13 protein-coding genes are annotated in these 14,578 nt (G+C 70.7%); 5 read left to right on the top strand and 8 right to left on the bottom strand.

Features of this window, described 5'->3' with window-relative positions:
- Positions 1-6: 6 nt before the first annotated feature.
- Together E7742_RS00335 and E7742_RS00330 are read right to left on the bottom strand one after the other, a co-directional pair.
- Positions 7-1,509 (bottom strand): cytochrome ubiquinol oxidase subunit I, encoded by a 1,503-nt coding sequence (locus E7742_RS00335; protein WP_137797104.1) that lies wholly within the window; start codon positions 1,507-1,509, stop codon positions 7-9.
- 155 nt (positions 1,510-1,664) lie between these two features.
- Positions 1,665-2,525, bottom strand: coding sequence for an aminodeoxychorismate lyase (locus E7742_RS00330; RefSeq protein ID WP_137797103.1), 861 nt, complete (start codon positions 2,523-2,525; stop codon positions 1,665-1,667).
- A gap of 89 nt (positions 2,526-2,614) precedes the next feature.
- Here E7742_RS00330 and ygfZ point away from each other — a divergent pair, with 89 nt between their 5' ends.
- From ygfZ to E7742_RS00310, 4 genes are all read left to right on the top strand, one after another.
- On the top strand, positions 2,615-3,745 hold the full coding sequence (gene ygfZ / locus E7742_RS00325; RefSeq protein ID WP_137797102.1) for a CAF17-like 4Fe-4S cluster assembly/insertion protein YgfZ: 1,131 nt from the start codon (positions 2,615-2,617) through the stop codon (positions 3,743-3,745).
- Positions 3,742-4,392: an MOSC domain-containing protein gene (locus tag E7742_RS00320; protein WP_137797101.1), complete on the top strand. Its 651-nt coding sequence runs from the start codon at positions 3,742-3,744 to the stop codon at positions 4,390-4,392. The genes ygfZ and E7742_RS00320 overlap by 4 nt, the downstream gene beginning before the upstream one ends.
- Positions 4,389-5,342, top strand: coding sequence for an asparaginase (locus tag E7742_RS00315; RefSeq protein WP_137797100.1), 954 nt, complete (start codon positions 4,389-4,391; stop codon positions 5,340-5,342). The genes E7742_RS00320 and E7742_RS00315 overlap by 4 nt, the downstream gene beginning before the upstream one ends.
- A gap of 186 nt (positions 5,343-5,528) precedes the next feature.
- On the top strand, positions 5,529-5,729 hold the full coding sequence (locus E7742_RS00310; RefSeq protein ID WP_137797099.1) for a DUF3073 domain-containing protein: 201 nt from the start codon (positions 5,529-5,531) through the stop codon (positions 5,727-5,729).
- A 229-nt stretch (positions 5,730-5,958) separates the two neighbouring features.
- Here E7742_RS00310 and purM read toward each other — a convergent pair whose 3' ends face one another.
- From purM to E7742_RS00295, 3 genes are all read right to left on the bottom strand, one after another.
- Positions 5,959-7,038, bottom strand: a complete 1,080-nt coding sequence (gene purM / locus E7742_RS00305; RefSeq protein WP_137797098.1) for a phosphoribosylformylglycinamidine cyclo-ligase — start codon at positions 7,036-7,038, stop codon at positions 5,959-5,961.
- A 140-nt stretch (positions 7,039-7,178) separates the two neighbouring features.
- Positions 7,179-8,759 carry an amidophosphoribosyltransferase gene (purF, locus tag E7742_RS00300; RefSeq protein WP_137797097.1) on the bottom strand — a complete coding sequence of 527 codons (1,581 nt, stop codon included), beginning with the start codon at positions 8,757-8,759 and terminating at the stop codon, positions 7,179-7,181.
- 108 nt (positions 8,760-8,867) lie between these two features.
- Entirely contained in the window at positions 8,868-9,254 is a 387-nt protein-coding gene (locus E7742_RS00295) for a sterol carrier family protein (protein WP_137797096.1), read from the bottom strand.
- Positions 9,255-9,312: 58 nt separating this feature from the next.
- Between E7742_RS00295 and E7742_RS00290 the strand changes: the two genes are divergently transcribed.
- Positions 9,313-9,759, top strand: a complete 447-nt coding sequence (locus E7742_RS00290) for a PPOX class F420-dependent oxidoreductase (RefSeq protein WP_137800985.1) — start codon at positions 9,313-9,315, stop codon at positions 9,757-9,759.
- 7 nt (positions 9,760-9,766) lie between these two features.
- Here the strand turns inward: E7742_RS00290 and E7742_RS00285 are convergent, their stop codons facing one another.
- From E7742_RS00285 to purL, 3 genes are read right to left on the bottom strand one after another with little or no spacing between them, the layout of a single operon-like run.
- A complete protein-coding gene (locus E7742_RS00285) occupies positions 9,767-10,426 on the bottom strand; it encodes a CPBP family intramembrane glutamic endopeptidase (protein ID WP_137797095.1) in 660 nt (219 codons plus the stop codon).
- A complete protein-coding gene (locus E7742_RS00280) occupies positions 10,423-12,204 on the bottom strand; it encodes an alpha/beta hydrolase (RefSeq protein WP_137797094.1) in 1,782 nt (593 codons plus the stop codon). The genes E7742_RS00285 and E7742_RS00280 overlap by 4 nt, the downstream gene beginning before the upstream one ends.
- Before the next feature lie 3 nt (positions 12,205-12,207).
- Positions 12,208-14,487: a phosphoribosylformylglycinamidine synthase subunit PurL gene (gene purL, locus E7742_RS00275; protein WP_137797093.1), complete on the bottom strand. Its 2,280-nt coding sequence runs from the start codon at positions 14,485-14,487 to the stop codon at positions 12,208-12,210.
- Positions 14,488-14,578: the final 91 nt, after the last annotated feature.

Below are 14,578 nucleotides of genomic sequence, written 5' to 3'. Positions count from 1 at the left end.
GGTCTCCTAGTACGCGAACGACAGTTGCTCGTCGGCGCCCGGTTCATCCGGTTCGCCCTTCTTCGGACCCTCGCCCGGCGGGTGCATGTCGTGCGGGGACGGCCCCGCGATCGCGTACCGCCGGATCAGGTAGAACCACACCACGCCGAGCGCGCCGTACAACAGCGTGAAGACGGTCAGGGAGGCGACCACCAGCGCGGTCGGGTGGTCGGAGACGCCCTGGTCGACGGAGAGCCGGATGAGATCGACACCGGTCGGGTTGGGATGCACCACCCACGGCTGACGGCCCATCTCCGTGAAGATCCAGCCGGCGCTGTTGGCGAGGAACGGTGTCGGAATCGCTATCAGCGACAACCACTTGAACCAGTTCTGGTCCGGCACCCGCCCCTTGCGGGTGACCCACAGGCCGGCCAGGGCCAGCGCGGCCGAGCCGACACCGAGGCCGATCATCGCGCGGAAGGACCAGTAGGTGACGAACAGGTTGGGACGGTAGTTACCCGGACCGAACTGCTGCTCGGCCTGCACCTGCAGATCCTTCACGCCCTGCAGGGTGACACCGGAGACCTTGCCCTCGGCGAGCCACGGCAGCACCCACGGCACCTTGATGACGTGCGTGACGCTGTCGCAGTTGTTGTGCGTGCCCACGGTGAGGACCGAGAAGTCCGGGTCGGTCTCCGTCTCGCACAACGACTCCGCGGACGCCATCTTCATGGGCTGCTGCTGGAACATCAGCTTGCCCTGGACGTCACCGGTGTAGATGACGGCGATACCGGCGATGATCGTCACGAGCATGGCCATGCGCGCGGCGGGGCGGAACATTCCGCGTGCGTCGCTCACGAGCGCCTCGGCGTCCTCGGGAGCGGCCGTCTTGGCCTTGCGCATGTTGCGGACCATCCACCAACCGGCGATGCCGGCCACGAAGGTGGCCGCGGTGAGGAAGGCACCGGCGACCGCGTGCGGGAACGCCGCCCACGCGGTGTTGTTGCCCAGCAGAGCCCAGATGCTCTCGAGTTCGGCCCGCCCGTTCTCGGGATTGAACCGGGCGCCGACGGGGTGCTGCATGAACGAGTTGGCGGCGATGATGAAGAACGCCGACGCGTTGACGCCCACCGCGGCCAGCCAGATCGTCGCCAGATGAACGAGTTTGGGCAGCCTGCCCCAACCGAAGATCCACAGACCCAGGAACGTCGACTCCAGGAAGAACGCGACGAGGCCCTCGAGGGCGAGCGGGGCGCCGAAGACGTCACCGACGAAGCGGGAGTACTCACTCCAGTTCATGCCGAACTGGAACTCCTGCACGATGCCGGTAGCGACGCCCAGCGCGAAGTTGATGAGGAAGAACTTGCCGAAGAACTTGGTGAGGCGGTACCAGTGATCCTTCTTGGTGATCACCCACATGGTCTGCATGATCGCGACCAGCGGGGCCAGACCGATCGTGAGCGGAACGAAGATGAAGTGGTAGACGGTGGTGATTCCGAACTGCCACCGGGAGACGTCCAAGACATCCATGGCTACTCCGAAAACTCGGCCCCTAGGACAGGCTTCGGGTTCGAGGCGTGGGCGTCCGCCCGATCCCTGTTCACAAAGTACTGCTGGTCGAACATCCCCGCAGTAGTTTGCTACGACGGAATGTAGTAGACCGCCCGGCGGTAATCCAGCAGCGGTCAGTCGACCCCGACCGTCTCGACGGCCGTCTCGACCATCGAGGCGACGTCCTCGGCCGCCGGCGAGGGCGGCAGCGCCAGTCCGTCGAGGGTGTGCACCCGCGCCGCCAACGTGACGCTGGAGATCAACCAAACCCCCTCCGACACAATGAGATCGGAGGGAAACAGGGGGGCGTACTCGCACTGGTAGCCCTTGGTCTCCGCGACCTCGAACAGCGCCTTCTGGGTGGTCCCGGCGAGGATGCTCTGCTCGGGCGGCGGAGTGATCAAGGTCTTACCCCGCGCGATCACCACCGTCGCCCGCGGGCCCTCGAGAACACGCCCCTCGCTGCTGGTGAAGATGACGTCGTCCGCGCCCCGCGCCTGCGCGTGCCGCAGCGCCGCCATGTTGGTCGCGTACGACAGCGTCTTCGCGCCGGCCAGCTGCCACGGCGCGGTCGCCGCCAGATCCACCGAGAAGCCCCGCGCCAGCGTGACGACCGAGACCCCGTCCCGCCTTGCGCGCAGCACGCGTTCACCGACGGGTCCGACGGTCACGAACGCCGTCGGCGGGCCGCCGGCCTCGCGCCCGCGGCTGAGCACCAGGCGCATCCAGCCCTCGCGGTCGTTGCCCCATTCACGCGCCGCCGCCTCGACCGCCCGGGTCCACAGCCCACGCCCGGGCCACGGCAGCTCCAGCGCCGACGCCGACGCCTCCAGCCGATCCAGGTGCAGCACGAGCTTGCAGGCCCGGCCGTCGCGCACCAGCAGCGTCTCGAAGACTCCGTCGCCGCGAACCACGGCGAGATCGTCCACGTGCAGCAGCGGCTCGTCGACGTCGCGCACCTGCCCGTCCAGCGTCACCAGCACCTGATCAGCCATACGTCCACCCTAGCGAGAGCCCGGTCGCCGTCCGTCCGCCCCGAACGCCGTCCCACCGCCCGTCCGGTTCGCGCTCCTAGAATGGTGCCGTGGCCGACTCCCCGCTCGTTGCACCCAGTCCACTGCTGTCCACCCCCGGCGCCGTGCCGCCACCGGAAGGTTCGCCCGACACCGGCGTCGCCTGGCACTACGGCGATCCCTTCGCCGAGCAACGCGCCGCCGTCCGCGCGGTCGCCGTCGTCGACCGCTCCGACCGGTTCGTCATCGCGCTCTCGGGCGAGGAGCGGCTGACGTGGCTGCACACCATCTCGAGCCAGCACGTCGCCGCCCTGCCCGACCGGTCGAGCGCCGAGAACCTGAGCCTGGACGTCAACGGGCGGGTGGAGCACCACTGGATCCAGACCGACATCGACGGGGTCACGTGGATCGACACCGAGGCCGCCCGCGGCCCCGCGCTCCTGAGCTTCCTGCAGAAGATGGTGTTCTGGGCCAAGGCCGAACCCCGCGACGGCAACGAGATGGCGGTGCTGAGCCTGCTGGGCCCCGACACGGCCTCACCCGCGGTGCTCGCGGCGTTGGGCGTGAGCGAGATGCCCGACGTCTACCGGGCCGTGCCGCTGGCGGGCGGCGGGTTCCTGCGCCGGATGCCGTGGCCCACCGACGAGGCCTTCGACCTCCTGGTGCCGCGCACCGACCTGGTGCGGTGGTGGGGCACGCTCACCGACGCGGGTGCGCGCCCGGCGGGGTCGTGGGCGTTCGAGGCCCTGCGCGTGGCCGCGTGGCGGCCGCGGATCGGCCTGGACACCGACGACCGCACGATTCCGCACGAGGCCGGCTGGATCGGCGGGCCCGCCGAGCACGGTGCGGTGCACCTCGACAAGGGCTGCTACCGCGGCCAGGAGACCGTCGCGCGCGTGCACAACCTCGGCAAGCCGCCCCGGCACCTGGTGATGCTGCACCTCGACGGTTCCGCGGAGGGCCGGCCCGACGTGGGCGAAGCGGTCACCGCGGACGGCCGCACCGTCGGGCGTCTGGGCACCGTCGTCGATCACTTCGAGTGGGGGCCCATCGCGCTCGCGCTGGTCAAGCGGACCGTGCCGACGGCGACGGCGCTGGTCGCCGGGCCGTGCGCGGCATCCATCGACGAGGACTCGGTCCCCGCGCAGGACGAGATCCAGGCCGGCCGGGCCGCCGTCGACCGGTTGCGCGGCCGCGGGTGACGGCCCGCGTCGAGGCGGTGTGTGTCGTGTTCGCCGAGCGCGACACGCCCAGCAGGCGGGCGCCGCGTACCGCGATCGACAAGCGTCCCGTCACCGGCCCGGTCCGCGTCGAGACCGCGGGCCTCACGGGCGACCACGTCTGCGACACCAAGTTCCACGGCGGGCGCGACAAGGCCGTCTACGCGTACTCCGCCGCGGAGGCCCGCCGCTGGGCGGACGAGCTGGGCCGGGAACTGCCTGTCGGCTGGTTCGGCGAGAACCTCCGGGTGTCCGGCGTGGCGACGACCGATGCCGTGATCGGCACCCGGTGGCGGATCGGGACCACCGAGCTCGAGGTCACCGAACCGCGGGTGCCGTGCGGGACGTTCGCGCACTGGTCCGGCGAGCCGCAGTGGGTCAAGCGCTTCACCGCGCGCGCCGACGTCGGCGCGTACCTGCGTGTGCTCGTGCCCGGACACCTGCAGGCCGGGGATCCGGTGGAGCTCCTCACGGTCCCCGCGCACGGTGTGACCGTCCGGGACGTGTTCACCGGCGCGCACCCCGGCCGGCTGCGCGCGCTGCTGGCCGGCCAGCCCGACCTCGCGCGCGACGCGCAGGCCCGGGTGCGGAAGTTCCTGAACCGACTGGAAGAGCAGGTGCCGACGTGAGCGTCGAACTGGTGGAGGTCGTCCGATCCGGGTTCCGGGAGTGCGTGCACCGCGGCTCCCTGGTCGTGCTGGCCCCGGACGGGACGACGGCGGTCGAGCTCGGCGAGGTCCACACCCCCATCTACCCCCGCTCGACCAACAAGCCGATGCAGGCGGTGGCCCTCCTGCGCAGCGGCTTCGTGCCCGAGTCCGCCGAGGAGCTGGCCATCGCGTCGGCCTCGCACGAGGGCGAACCCGCGCATGTCGCGCTCGTCGAGCGACTGCTCGCCCGATCCGGATTCGACGAGACCCGGTTGCAGTGCCCGCCGGACCTGCCCGCGAACGAGCATGCACGGGCCGCGGTCGTCGCCGCGGGCGCCCCGCCGCGGACCGTGTACATGAACTGCTCGGGCAAGCACGCCGCGATGCTGGCCGCGTGCGCCGCCAACGACTGGAAGCCGGACTCGTACCTCGACCCCACTCACCCGCTGCAGCGGGCGGTGGTCGACACGGTCACCGAGATCAGCGGTGAACCCGAGACCGAACTCGGCATCGACGGGTGCGGGCTGCCGATCATCCCGGTCTCGCTCACCAACCTCGCCCGCGGTTTCTCCCGGCTCGTCACCGCCGCCCCCGGGAGCCCCGAACGGGCCGTCGCCGACGCGATCCGGGCGCACCCGTACGTGATCTCCGGTTCCGGGCGCGACGACGCACGGCTGATGCCGGCCGTGCCGGGACTGCTGTGCAAGGCCGGCGCCGACGGCGTCCACGCCGGCGCGCTCCCCGACGGCACCGCGTTCGCGTTCAAGATCGACGACGGCCACGAACGGGCACGGCTGCCGCTGGCCGCTGCGGTCCTGCACCGGCTCGGGGTGAGCTGGTCGGAGGACCACGCCGAGTTGGCGTCGCAGCCGGTACTCGGCGGCGGGGCCCGGGTGGGCACCGTACGCGCCGTTCCCGGTGTGTTCTAGCCTGCAGAAAACGGGCATCCGACCAGTTCACGGGTGCTGTGAGACATAACAGACAGCGCCGAGGGTGGGACCTGGAGGCGGAAGCGAGTTTTCCACGCTAGAGTGTTGGGCAGGAAAACATTCAACACTCAACGCGGGGCCGCCAAATTCCCCAGGCCGCCCCGCGAAAGCGCGAGGGGGTCAGCCATGGGCCGCGGCCGGGCTAAGGCAAAGCAGACCAAGGTTGCACGGGAGCTCAAATACAGCTCTCCGTCCACGGATTTCGACAGCTTGCAACGAGAGCTCTCGGGCAACTCGTCGCGAAACGGCGTCCTCGCGGATCAGCGCGCCGACCCAGACAGTCGCTCCCGCTGGGAGGAAGACGACTACGAAGACTGGCGTCGCTGAGCGTCGAACAGATACGTCTGAAATAACGCGATCGAGGGGGAGCCGTAACGGGCTCCCCCTCATTCGTGGCATTCGGGTTCGACTCCGCGGCAGCCGACTTCGTCGCGGTCGACTCGGCGACGTGACCTGATTCGACTCCGCACGACTCCACGCAGAAGCGCACGTCCCCGGATCCTTTCCAGGTTCCGGGGACGTGCGCTGCGTGTGGGCGCTGCGGGCGCCGGGGGTGTCAGAAGCGCGGGTGGTCACCCAGCAGGACGGCGCGGGCGGCGTCCACGTCGGACGCCTTCTTGATGCTGCCGAGCGTCCAGCAGTCGATGTGGCGGGCCGTGAGGACCGCCAGCGCACGGTCGACGTCCTCGGGTGCGACGATCGCGACCATGCCGACGCCCATGTTGAAGGTCTGCTCCATCTCGGCGCGCTCGACGCGACCACGCTGCGCGATCATCGTGAACACCGGCGCCGGGCTCCACGTGCCGCGGTCCAGCTCGGCGACGAGACCCTTGGGCATCACGCGGGCGAGGTTGTTGGCCAGGCCGCCACCGGTGACGTGGCAGAAGGTGCGCACGTCGGTCTCGGCAGCGAGTGCCAGGCAGTCCTTGGCGTAGATCTTGGTGGGCTCGAGGAGCTCCTCGCCGAGGGTGCGGCCGAACTCGTCGACGTGACCGGTCAGCGACATGCGGTCGATCTCCAGGAGCACCTTGCGGGCCAGCGAGTAGCCGTTGGAGTGCAGACCCGAGGCACCCATGCCGATCACCACGTCGCCGGGGCGGACGCGGTCGGGGCCCAGCACCGCGTCGGCCTCCACGACACCGATGCCGGTCGCGGACAGGTCGTAGTCACCGTCCGCCATGACGCCCGGGTGCTCGGCCGTCTCGCCGCCCAGCAACGCGCAGCCGGCCTGGATGCAGCCCTCCGCGATGCCCCCGACGATCTCGGCGACACGCTCGGGCACGACGCGGCCGACGGCGATGTAGTCCTGCAGGAACAGCGGCTCGGCGCCGCACACGACGAGGTCGTCGACGACCATCGCGACGAGATCGAGGCCGACCGTGTCGTGCTTGTCCATCGCCTGCGCGACGGCCAGCTTGGTACCGACACCGTCGGTGGAGGCCGCCAGCAGCGGCTCCTTGTAGTCACCCTTGAGCGAGAACAGGCCGGCGAACCCGCCGAGCCCGCCCATGACCTCGGGGCGGCTGGCCTTCTTCGCGAGGGGGGCGAACAGTTCGACCGCCCGGTCGCCCGCTTCGATGTCCACTCCGGCGGCGGCGTACGAAGCGCCCTGCGTGCGGGTACTGTCCTCGGTCATCGGTTCTGGCTCCAGCCTTGATCTCGGTGAATGTCGACGTCGGCGCGGCCGCGTCGGGCATACGTGTACAGGCGCAATCACCTCGATTGCGCCCTTACGCTACCGGAGCGCCCGCGGCGCACCGGTAGCGTCCTGGGTTTCTAGGGGCGGGACAGCGCGTCCGCGTTGTCGTTGTCGTGTGTGAGCGGCAACCCGGCCGCGGATTCGAGCATCCCCTCGAGGACGTTCTTGCCCATGCCCTCGTTCGGCAGGGCGATCGGGTAGGTGCCGTCGAAGCACGCCTTGCACAGGCGCGTGTCGGGCTGCTCGGTCGCGGCGACCATGCCGTCGATCGAGATGTACCCCAGGGAGTCGGCGCCGATGGACCGGCGCACCCCTTCGAGCATCTCGTCGAACGTGTCGTTCACGCCGCTGCCCTCGGCACCGTTGGCGATGAGTTCGGCGGGCGAGGCGAAGTCGATGCCGTAGAAGCACGGCCACTTGACCGGCGGCGACGCGATCCGCACGTGGATCTCGAGCGCGCCCGCCTCACGCAGCATCCGGATCAGCGCGCGCTGAGTGTTGCCGCGCACGATCGAGTCGTCGACGACGACGAGACGCTTCCCGCGGATGACTTCCTTGAGGGGGTTGAGCTTGAGCCGGATGCCGAGCTGGCGGATGGTCTGCGACGGCTGGATGAAGGTGCGGCCGACGTAGGCGTTCTTCATCAGACCCTGGCCGTACGGAATGCCCGAGCCCTGCGCGTAGCCGACCGCGGCGGGGGTGCCGGACTCCGGCACCGGGATCACCAGGTCGCCCTCGGCCGGGTGCTCCTGAGCAAGGCGACGCCCGATGTCGACGCGCGTCGAGTGCACCGATCGCCCGGCGATCACGCTGTCGGGGCGGGCCAGGTACACGTACTCGAAGACGCAGCCCTTGGGCTCGGGGTTCGCGAAGCGCGACGAGCGGACGCCGTCCGCGTCGATCGCCAGGAGCTCACCGGGCTCGATCTCGCGCACGAACGACGCGCCGACGATGTCGAGTGCGGCGGTCTCGCTCGCGACCACCCACCCACGGTCCAGCCGGCCCAGGCACAGGGGACGGATGCCGTGCGGATCGCGCGCCGCGTACAGCGTGTGCTCGTCCATGAAGGTGAGGCAGAACGCGCCGCGCAGCGTCGGCAGCAGCGTCATCGCGGCCTGCTCGAGCGTGCTGTCCGCGGCAGCGTGAGCCAACAGCGCACCGACCACGTCGGAATCCGACGTGGCCGCGCCGGGCCGCTTGTCGTTGATGAGGCCGGCCTCGCGGGCCCGCTGCGCGAGCTCGGCGGTGTTGACCAGATTGCCGTTGTGGCCCAACGCGACACCGGAACCGGCGGCGGTGGTGCGGAAGATCGGCTGCGCGTTCTCCCACGTGGTCGAGCCCGTGGTGGAGTAACGGCAGTGCCCGACGGCGACGTGACCGGGCATCGCCCCGAGCGTCTGCTCGTCGAACACTTGACTGACGAGGCCGAGGTCCTTGAAGACCAGCACCTGCGCGCCGTCGGCGACGGCGATACCGGCGGCCTCCTGGCCGCGGTGCTGGAGGGCGTAGAGCCCGTAGTAGGTGAGCTTGGCGACATCCTCACCCGGAGCCCAGACGCCGAAGACGCCGCACTCCTCACGGGGTTCGTTCTCGTCCTCGTCCGGTGCGGTCGTAGCGAGAAGGTTTCGACTGTTGACCGACAGTTCGGCACGAGTCACGGCAGGCGCTCCCTAAGGGGATTCGGTGCGGGGGGCGTGCCCCATTCTAACTACCGTGATCACATCGATCGAGTGTCGGTGTTCCGGATCACTCTGCTGCGACGGCCGTCACAACCGCAGCAGCGGCAGCCAGTGCCCGATCTCCCCTGCTCGGCTGCCCGACGCCGTCAACGATCCCGAGGACACCGCGGCATCGAATTCGAGGCGCCCGGTCGCCAGGAGCAGCCAGGTCCGCGCGTCGGTCTCGACGACGTTCGGCGGGGTGCCGCGGGTGTGCCGCGGGCCCTCGATGCACTGCACGGCCACGAACGGCGGCACCCGCACCTCCACGCTCGAACCGGGCGCGATCTGCTCGAGTGTGCGGGCGCTGAGCCGGACCGCGGCCGCGAGGGCGGCGCGCGCCGGCTTCGCCTCGTCCTCGCCCCGCAGCCACGGCCCCACCGCCAGGAGGGCGCTGCGGAGTTCGGCGGGATCGACGGCGCGACGGGCTGGCATGGAGGGTGAATCTACTGATCCCGGGAACAAGATCGCGAACGACGCCGTTGCAGCTGCCATGGCCACCGATGCCGACGCCGACCGCGCCCTTCTCGAAATCGTTGCCGCCCAGAACAAGGCGGTGCTGGCGACGCTCAAACGCGACGGCCGGCCGCAGCTGTCGAACGTGGTGTACGCGTGGGACCCGGACACGCGCACCGCTCGGCTGTCCGTGACCGCCGGACGCGCGAAGACCCGCAACGCGGGGCGCGACCCGCGGGTGTCGTTGCACGTGAGCGCCCCGGACTTCTGGAGTTATGCGGTACTCGAGGGCGAGGCGGAACTGTCCCCCGTCGCCGCGGACCCGCACGACGCGACCGTCGACGAGCTCGTCGCGGTCTACCGCGCCGCCACCGGACGCGAGCACGAGGACTGGGAGGACTTCCGCCGCGCGATGGTCGACGAGCAGCGCGTCGTCCTGCGGGTCCCGGCCGCCCACGTCTACGGAATGGCGCAGCTGCCCTAGCGCCCGGTCACCCGTGCGGCGACGGCGCGCCCGGGCCGGTGATCGCCTGGATCCGGCGCACCAGCAGCGCGCCGCCGGCATTGACCGCCAGGTGCAGCACCGCGGGCGCCGACACGCTTCCGCTGCGCACCCGCAGCCAGTCGAACACGAGCGACGACGCGGCCGTGAACGCGACCGTGGCCGGCACCGAATCCCGCGCCTCGCGGGCGGGATGGACGTGCCACAGACCGAAGACCAGTGCGCGGACCGCGGCCGCGGGCGCAGGCCGCCACGCGCGCGCGGTCAGAGCGGTGAGCACGCCGCGCAGCAGCAGCTCCTCCGCCAGAACGGTGCCGAACGGGATGTGCACCGCCACCCACTCGGCGAAGTCGCTGCGCGGCTCGGCCGGTACCGCCAGCCGCGACCGCAGCCCCGGTGTCGCCGCCACGACCGCGTAGCCGACGACGGGTACGGCCGCGGCAGTGCTCCCCCACCGCAGCCCCGACCGGAAGTCGACCAGTCCGAGTTCGCGCCTGCTCACTCCGGCGGCCGAGGCGACCCCGGTGGCGCCGAGCGCGACGGCCGTGCCCGCAGCGGCGCGCCCCCGCGACGACAGTCCCAGCGCCGGCAACACGACGTTGCTCCATGCCACCGCGGCGACCGCCGCCACGGCGGCGCGGCGCGTCACTTCTCGGGTCCGTCGTGCCCGCGCAGCGATTCGAGGACCGCACGCGTGCGCTCGGTGTCGGCGGCCGTCCAGCCGTCGTGCCCGGTGACCGCGACCCACCCGTCGAGGATCGTGGTGCCGTAGTTGTGGCCGTGCCCGTCCGGGACTCCGGCCGCGTTCGCCAGGTCGGCGCTCACCTGCCAGAACGTCACGAACGGGAACCACTTCATCGACGGCAGCCGGTCGAACCCCGGCGGCTCCGACAGCCAGTCCGGCCGGCGGAAGATCAGATCGGGCGACCACCACACCACCGGGTCCGACGGGTGCTGGATGTACAGCACGCGCGGTTCCAGCCACGGCCCCGGCGCGCCGGGGATCGCGTCGGTGTCGTCGGCGAACCGCACCACCAGACCGTCGGCGTACACCGGCTGCACCTCGGGGGTGCCGGGGTCGCGGCGTTGGGTGAGTGCCTGCCACAACGGATTCGCATTCGGCGGGCCCACCCACAGCACACCGTCGACGGTCTCGCGGATGTCGGCGAGCCCGTCGAACGCGCCCTCGCCGGCCTGGGTGCCCAGGCTCTCGCCGTACACGTAGAGCTTGGGGCGCGTGGCCTCAGGTTTGGTGAGCCAGCGGTCGTGCACGGCGTGGATCAAGGCGTTGCCCGCGACGGCGGCCTTGCCGCGGTCGGCGATGAACGAGATCCAGCTGGGCAGGTACGAGTACTGGGCGGCGACGAGCGCGCTGTCCCCGTTCTCGACGAGCTCGATGGTCTGCGCGGCGGTCGGGTTGACCCAGCCGGTGCCGGTGGTGGGGATGATCACGAGCGACTTGCGTTCGAACGCACCGGTGCGCTCGAGTTCGCTCAGCACGATGTCCATTCGGGCCGCCGTGTCGTCCGCGGTCTCCAGGCCGGCGTACACCCGGACGGGTTCCTTCGCGGGGCGTCCGTTCGCGGCGGTGAGCTCGTCGGCGCCCACTCCCCCGGAGACGAAGTTGCGGCCCTCGAAGCCGAGGGTGTCCCACGGCGCCAACGACATCGGGCTGCCGGACCTCTCGGGCAGCACCGGCTGCACCGCACCCGGTCGGGTCTCGTTGTTCTGGAGACTGAACGCCGAGTTGACGGCGGCGTAGCCGACGCGCAGCAGAATACCGTCGACCAGCATGAACACCAGCACCAGGACGATCGCCAGGCCGCCCGCCGACGCGGCCGGCCGTGGGATCTTCAGCCACCGGTTCAGTTGCCGTGCGACCCAGCGGACGAGGTCGCGCAGCACCCGCCACACCGCGATGAGGGCGGCCGCGACCAGCAGGCTCAGCCCCAGGGTGCGGATGTAGCCGGTGGTGGTGGTGCCCTCGGCGTTCATCAGCGCCGCCAGCTCGCGCTGCCACCCGGCGGAGTAGAGCAGCATCGTGAGGGCGGCCAGCACCGACACCACCGGCACCACGAACTTGATCTGCCGCATCACCCGCTCGGGCAGCGGCCACCATCGCCGGCGGACGAGCACGAACTCGTACACCGCCCAGCCGATCGCGGTGCCGACCGCGTACCCGAACGCGGCGTTGATGCCGCCGATCAGCCCCTGGAAGAGCCAGTCACGCGGCAGCAGCGACGGCGTCAACGACCAACAGAAGAAGAACGACGCGAAGGCGATACCGGTGAAGTCGAGCTTGAGCAGGCCCCACGCCCAGACGACGAACGGATGCCGCTGATCGAACCCGGGGACGGCAGGGGTCGCCGGCTGCGAGACCTCCCGCAGCTCAGTGACCGCCTCCCGTTCGATCCCCGAGTCCGACACTCATCACCCGAACAGAGCCGGCAAGGTCGCTTCGGACGTCCGGCGCAGCTCGGCCATCGTGACCGAGAACTGCCCCTGCACCTCGACGGAGTCCGAACCCTCGTCGACCACACCGATCCGCACCCAGGGGAGGTTGCGGGCCGTGCACATGCCGGTGAACCGGGTCTCCTCGGTGCGCGGCACCGCGACCAGCACGCGGCCGGCCGATTCCGAGAACAGCGTGACGAACGGGTCCGCGTCCTCCGGCAGCAGGATCCGGCAGCCGGTCTCGCCGGCCAGCGCGGCCTCGACGACGGCCTGCGCCAGGCCACCTTCGGAGAGGTCGTGCGCAGCGGAGATCAGGCCGTCGCGTGAACCCGCGAGCAGGATGTCGGCGAGCAGCCGCTCGCGCTCGAGGTCGACCTTCGGCGGCACACCACCGAGGTGGTCGTGCTCGACCTGCGCCCAGATGGAGCCGTCGAACTCGTCACGAGTCTCCCCGAGCAGGATCAGCGTCTCGCCGGGCTCGAGGCCGAGGCCCGTGGGGATGCGGCGGTGCACGTCGTCGATCACGCCCAGGACGGCGACCACCGGGGTCGGCAGGATCGCGGTGGAGCCGGTCTGGTTGTAGAAGCTGACGTTGCCGCCGGTGACCGGGATCCCCAGCTGGGCGCAGCCGTCCGCGAGGCCGCGCACGGCCTGCTGGAACTGCCACATGACACCCGGATCCTCCGGCGAGCCGAAGTTGAGGCAGTTCGAGACGGCCTTGGGGGTGGCCCCGGTGACGGCGACGTTGCGGTAGGCCTCGGCCAGCGCGAGCTGCGCACCGGCGTACGGATCGAGCCGGGTGTAGCGGCCGGACGCGTCGGTCGCGAGCGCGATGCCGCGCCCGGTCTCCTCGTCGATGCGCACGACACCGCCGTCCGCGTTCTCGGCGAGCACGGTGTTGCCGCGCACGTAGCGGTCGTACTGCTCGGTGATCCACTTGCGGCTGCACAGCGCCGGCGACGCGATCATCTTCAGCAGCGTCGCCTTCAGCTCGTCCGCGGTCTCGGGACGCTTCAGGTTCGCGGTGGTGTCGGCGATCAGCGCGTCCTGCGAGTCCGGGCGCGCGACGGGGCGCTCGTAGACCGGGCCCTCGTGGGCGATGGTGCGGGCGGGCGCGTCGACGACGGTCTCGCCGTGCCAGTCGATCACGAGGTGCTCGCCGTCGGTGACCTCACCGATCACGGTGGCGAGGACGTCCCACTTCTTGCAGACCTCCATGAACGCATCGACGTTCTCGGGGGTGACGACCGCGCACATGCGCTCCTGCGACTCGCTGGAGAGCACCTCGGCAGCCGTCATGCCGGTGGCCCGCGTCGGGACCTTGTCGAGATCGATGTGCATGCCGCCGTCACCGGCCGCGGCCAGCTCGGACGTCGCGCAGGACAGGCCGGCGCCGCCGAGGTCCTGGATACCGACGACGAGCTTCTCGCGGTACAGGTCGAGGCAGCACTCGATGAGCACCTTCTCGGTGAACGGGTCGCCCACCTGGACAGCGGGCAGCTTCTTGGGGCGGCCGCCGGCGCTGTCGTCGAAGGTCTCCGACGCGAGCACCGAGACACCGCCGATGCCGTCGAGACCGGTCCGCGCGCCGAACAGGATGATCTTGTTGCCGGCGCCGGACGCGAACGCCAGGTGCAGGTCCTCGACGCGCATCGCGCCCGCGCACAGCGCGTTCACGAGCGGGTTGCCCTGGTAGGAGGCGTCGAAGACGGTCTCGCCGCCGATGTTGGGCAGGCCGAGGGAGTTACCGTAGCCGCCGACACCGCGCACGACACCGTCGACGACGCGCCGGGTGTCGGGGTGCTCGGCGGCGCCGAAGCGGAGCTGGTCCATGACCGCGATCGGGCGCGCGCCCATCGCCATGATGTCGCGGACGATGCCGCCGACGCCCGTCGCCGCGCCCTGGTAGGGCTCGATGTACGACGGGTGGTTGTGCGACTCAACCTTGAAGGTCACCGCCCAGCCGTCTCCGATGTCGACGACGCCGGCGTTCTCGCCGATGCCGGCGAGCATCGAGGCACGCATCTCCTCGGTGGTGGTCTCACCGAAGTACTTGAGGTGAACCTTCGACGACTTGTAGGAGCAGTGCTCGCTCCACATCACCGAGTACATCGCGAGCTCGGCGTCGGTGGGACGGCGGCCGAGAATCTCCTTGATGCGGGCGTACTCGTCGTCCTTGAGGCCCAGTTCCTTGTACGGCTGAGCGACGTCGGGAGTCGCGGAAGCGTTGGTGACGGTATCTACCTGCGGAGACACGGGGCGTGTGGTCCCTTCCCTCTGGGATCGAATCGGCAGGCCGGGCGGCGCGCTGCCAGGGCAAAGTCTAGCCGGGGGCACCGACCCGCCG

Origin of the sequence: Rhodococcus sp. SGAir0479, assembly GCF_005484805.1 — a bacterium.
Lineage (GTDB): Bacteria > Actinomycetota > Actinomycetes > Mycobacteriales > Mycobacteriaceae > Prescottella.
The sequence above is the reverse complement of the archived record's forward strand: the minus strand, read 5'-3'. Positions and strand labels throughout refer to the sequence as shown.

What these genes read in the sequence shown, in the direction of transcription:
- purM (WP_137797098.1), bottom strand. Translation starts at nt 7,038, where the DNA reads ATGACCGAGGACAGTACCCGCACGCAGGGCGCTTCGTACGCCGCCGCC.
- E7742_RS00335 (WP_137797104.1), bottom strand. Translation starts at nt 1,509, where the DNA reads ATGGATGTCTTGGACGTCTCCCGGTGGCAGTTCGGAATCACCACCGTC.
- E7742_RS00290 (WP_137800985.1), top strand. Translation starts at nt 9,313, where the DNA reads ATGGCCACCGATGCCGACGCCGACCGCGCCCTTCTCGAAATCGTTGCC.
- E7742_RS00330 (WP_137797103.1), bottom strand. Translation starts at nt 2,525, where the DNA reads ATGGCTGATCAGGTGCTGGTGACGCTGGACGGGCAGGTGCGCGACGTC.
- E7742_RS00310 (WP_137797099.1), top strand. Translation starts at nt 5,529, where the DNA reads ATGGGCCGCGGCCGGGCTAAGGCAAAGCAGACCAAGGTTGCACGGGAG.
- E7742_RS00295 (WP_137797096.1), bottom strand. Translation starts at nt 9,254, where the DNA reads ATGCCAGCCCGTCGCGCCGTCGATCCCGCCGAACTCCGCAGCGCCCTC.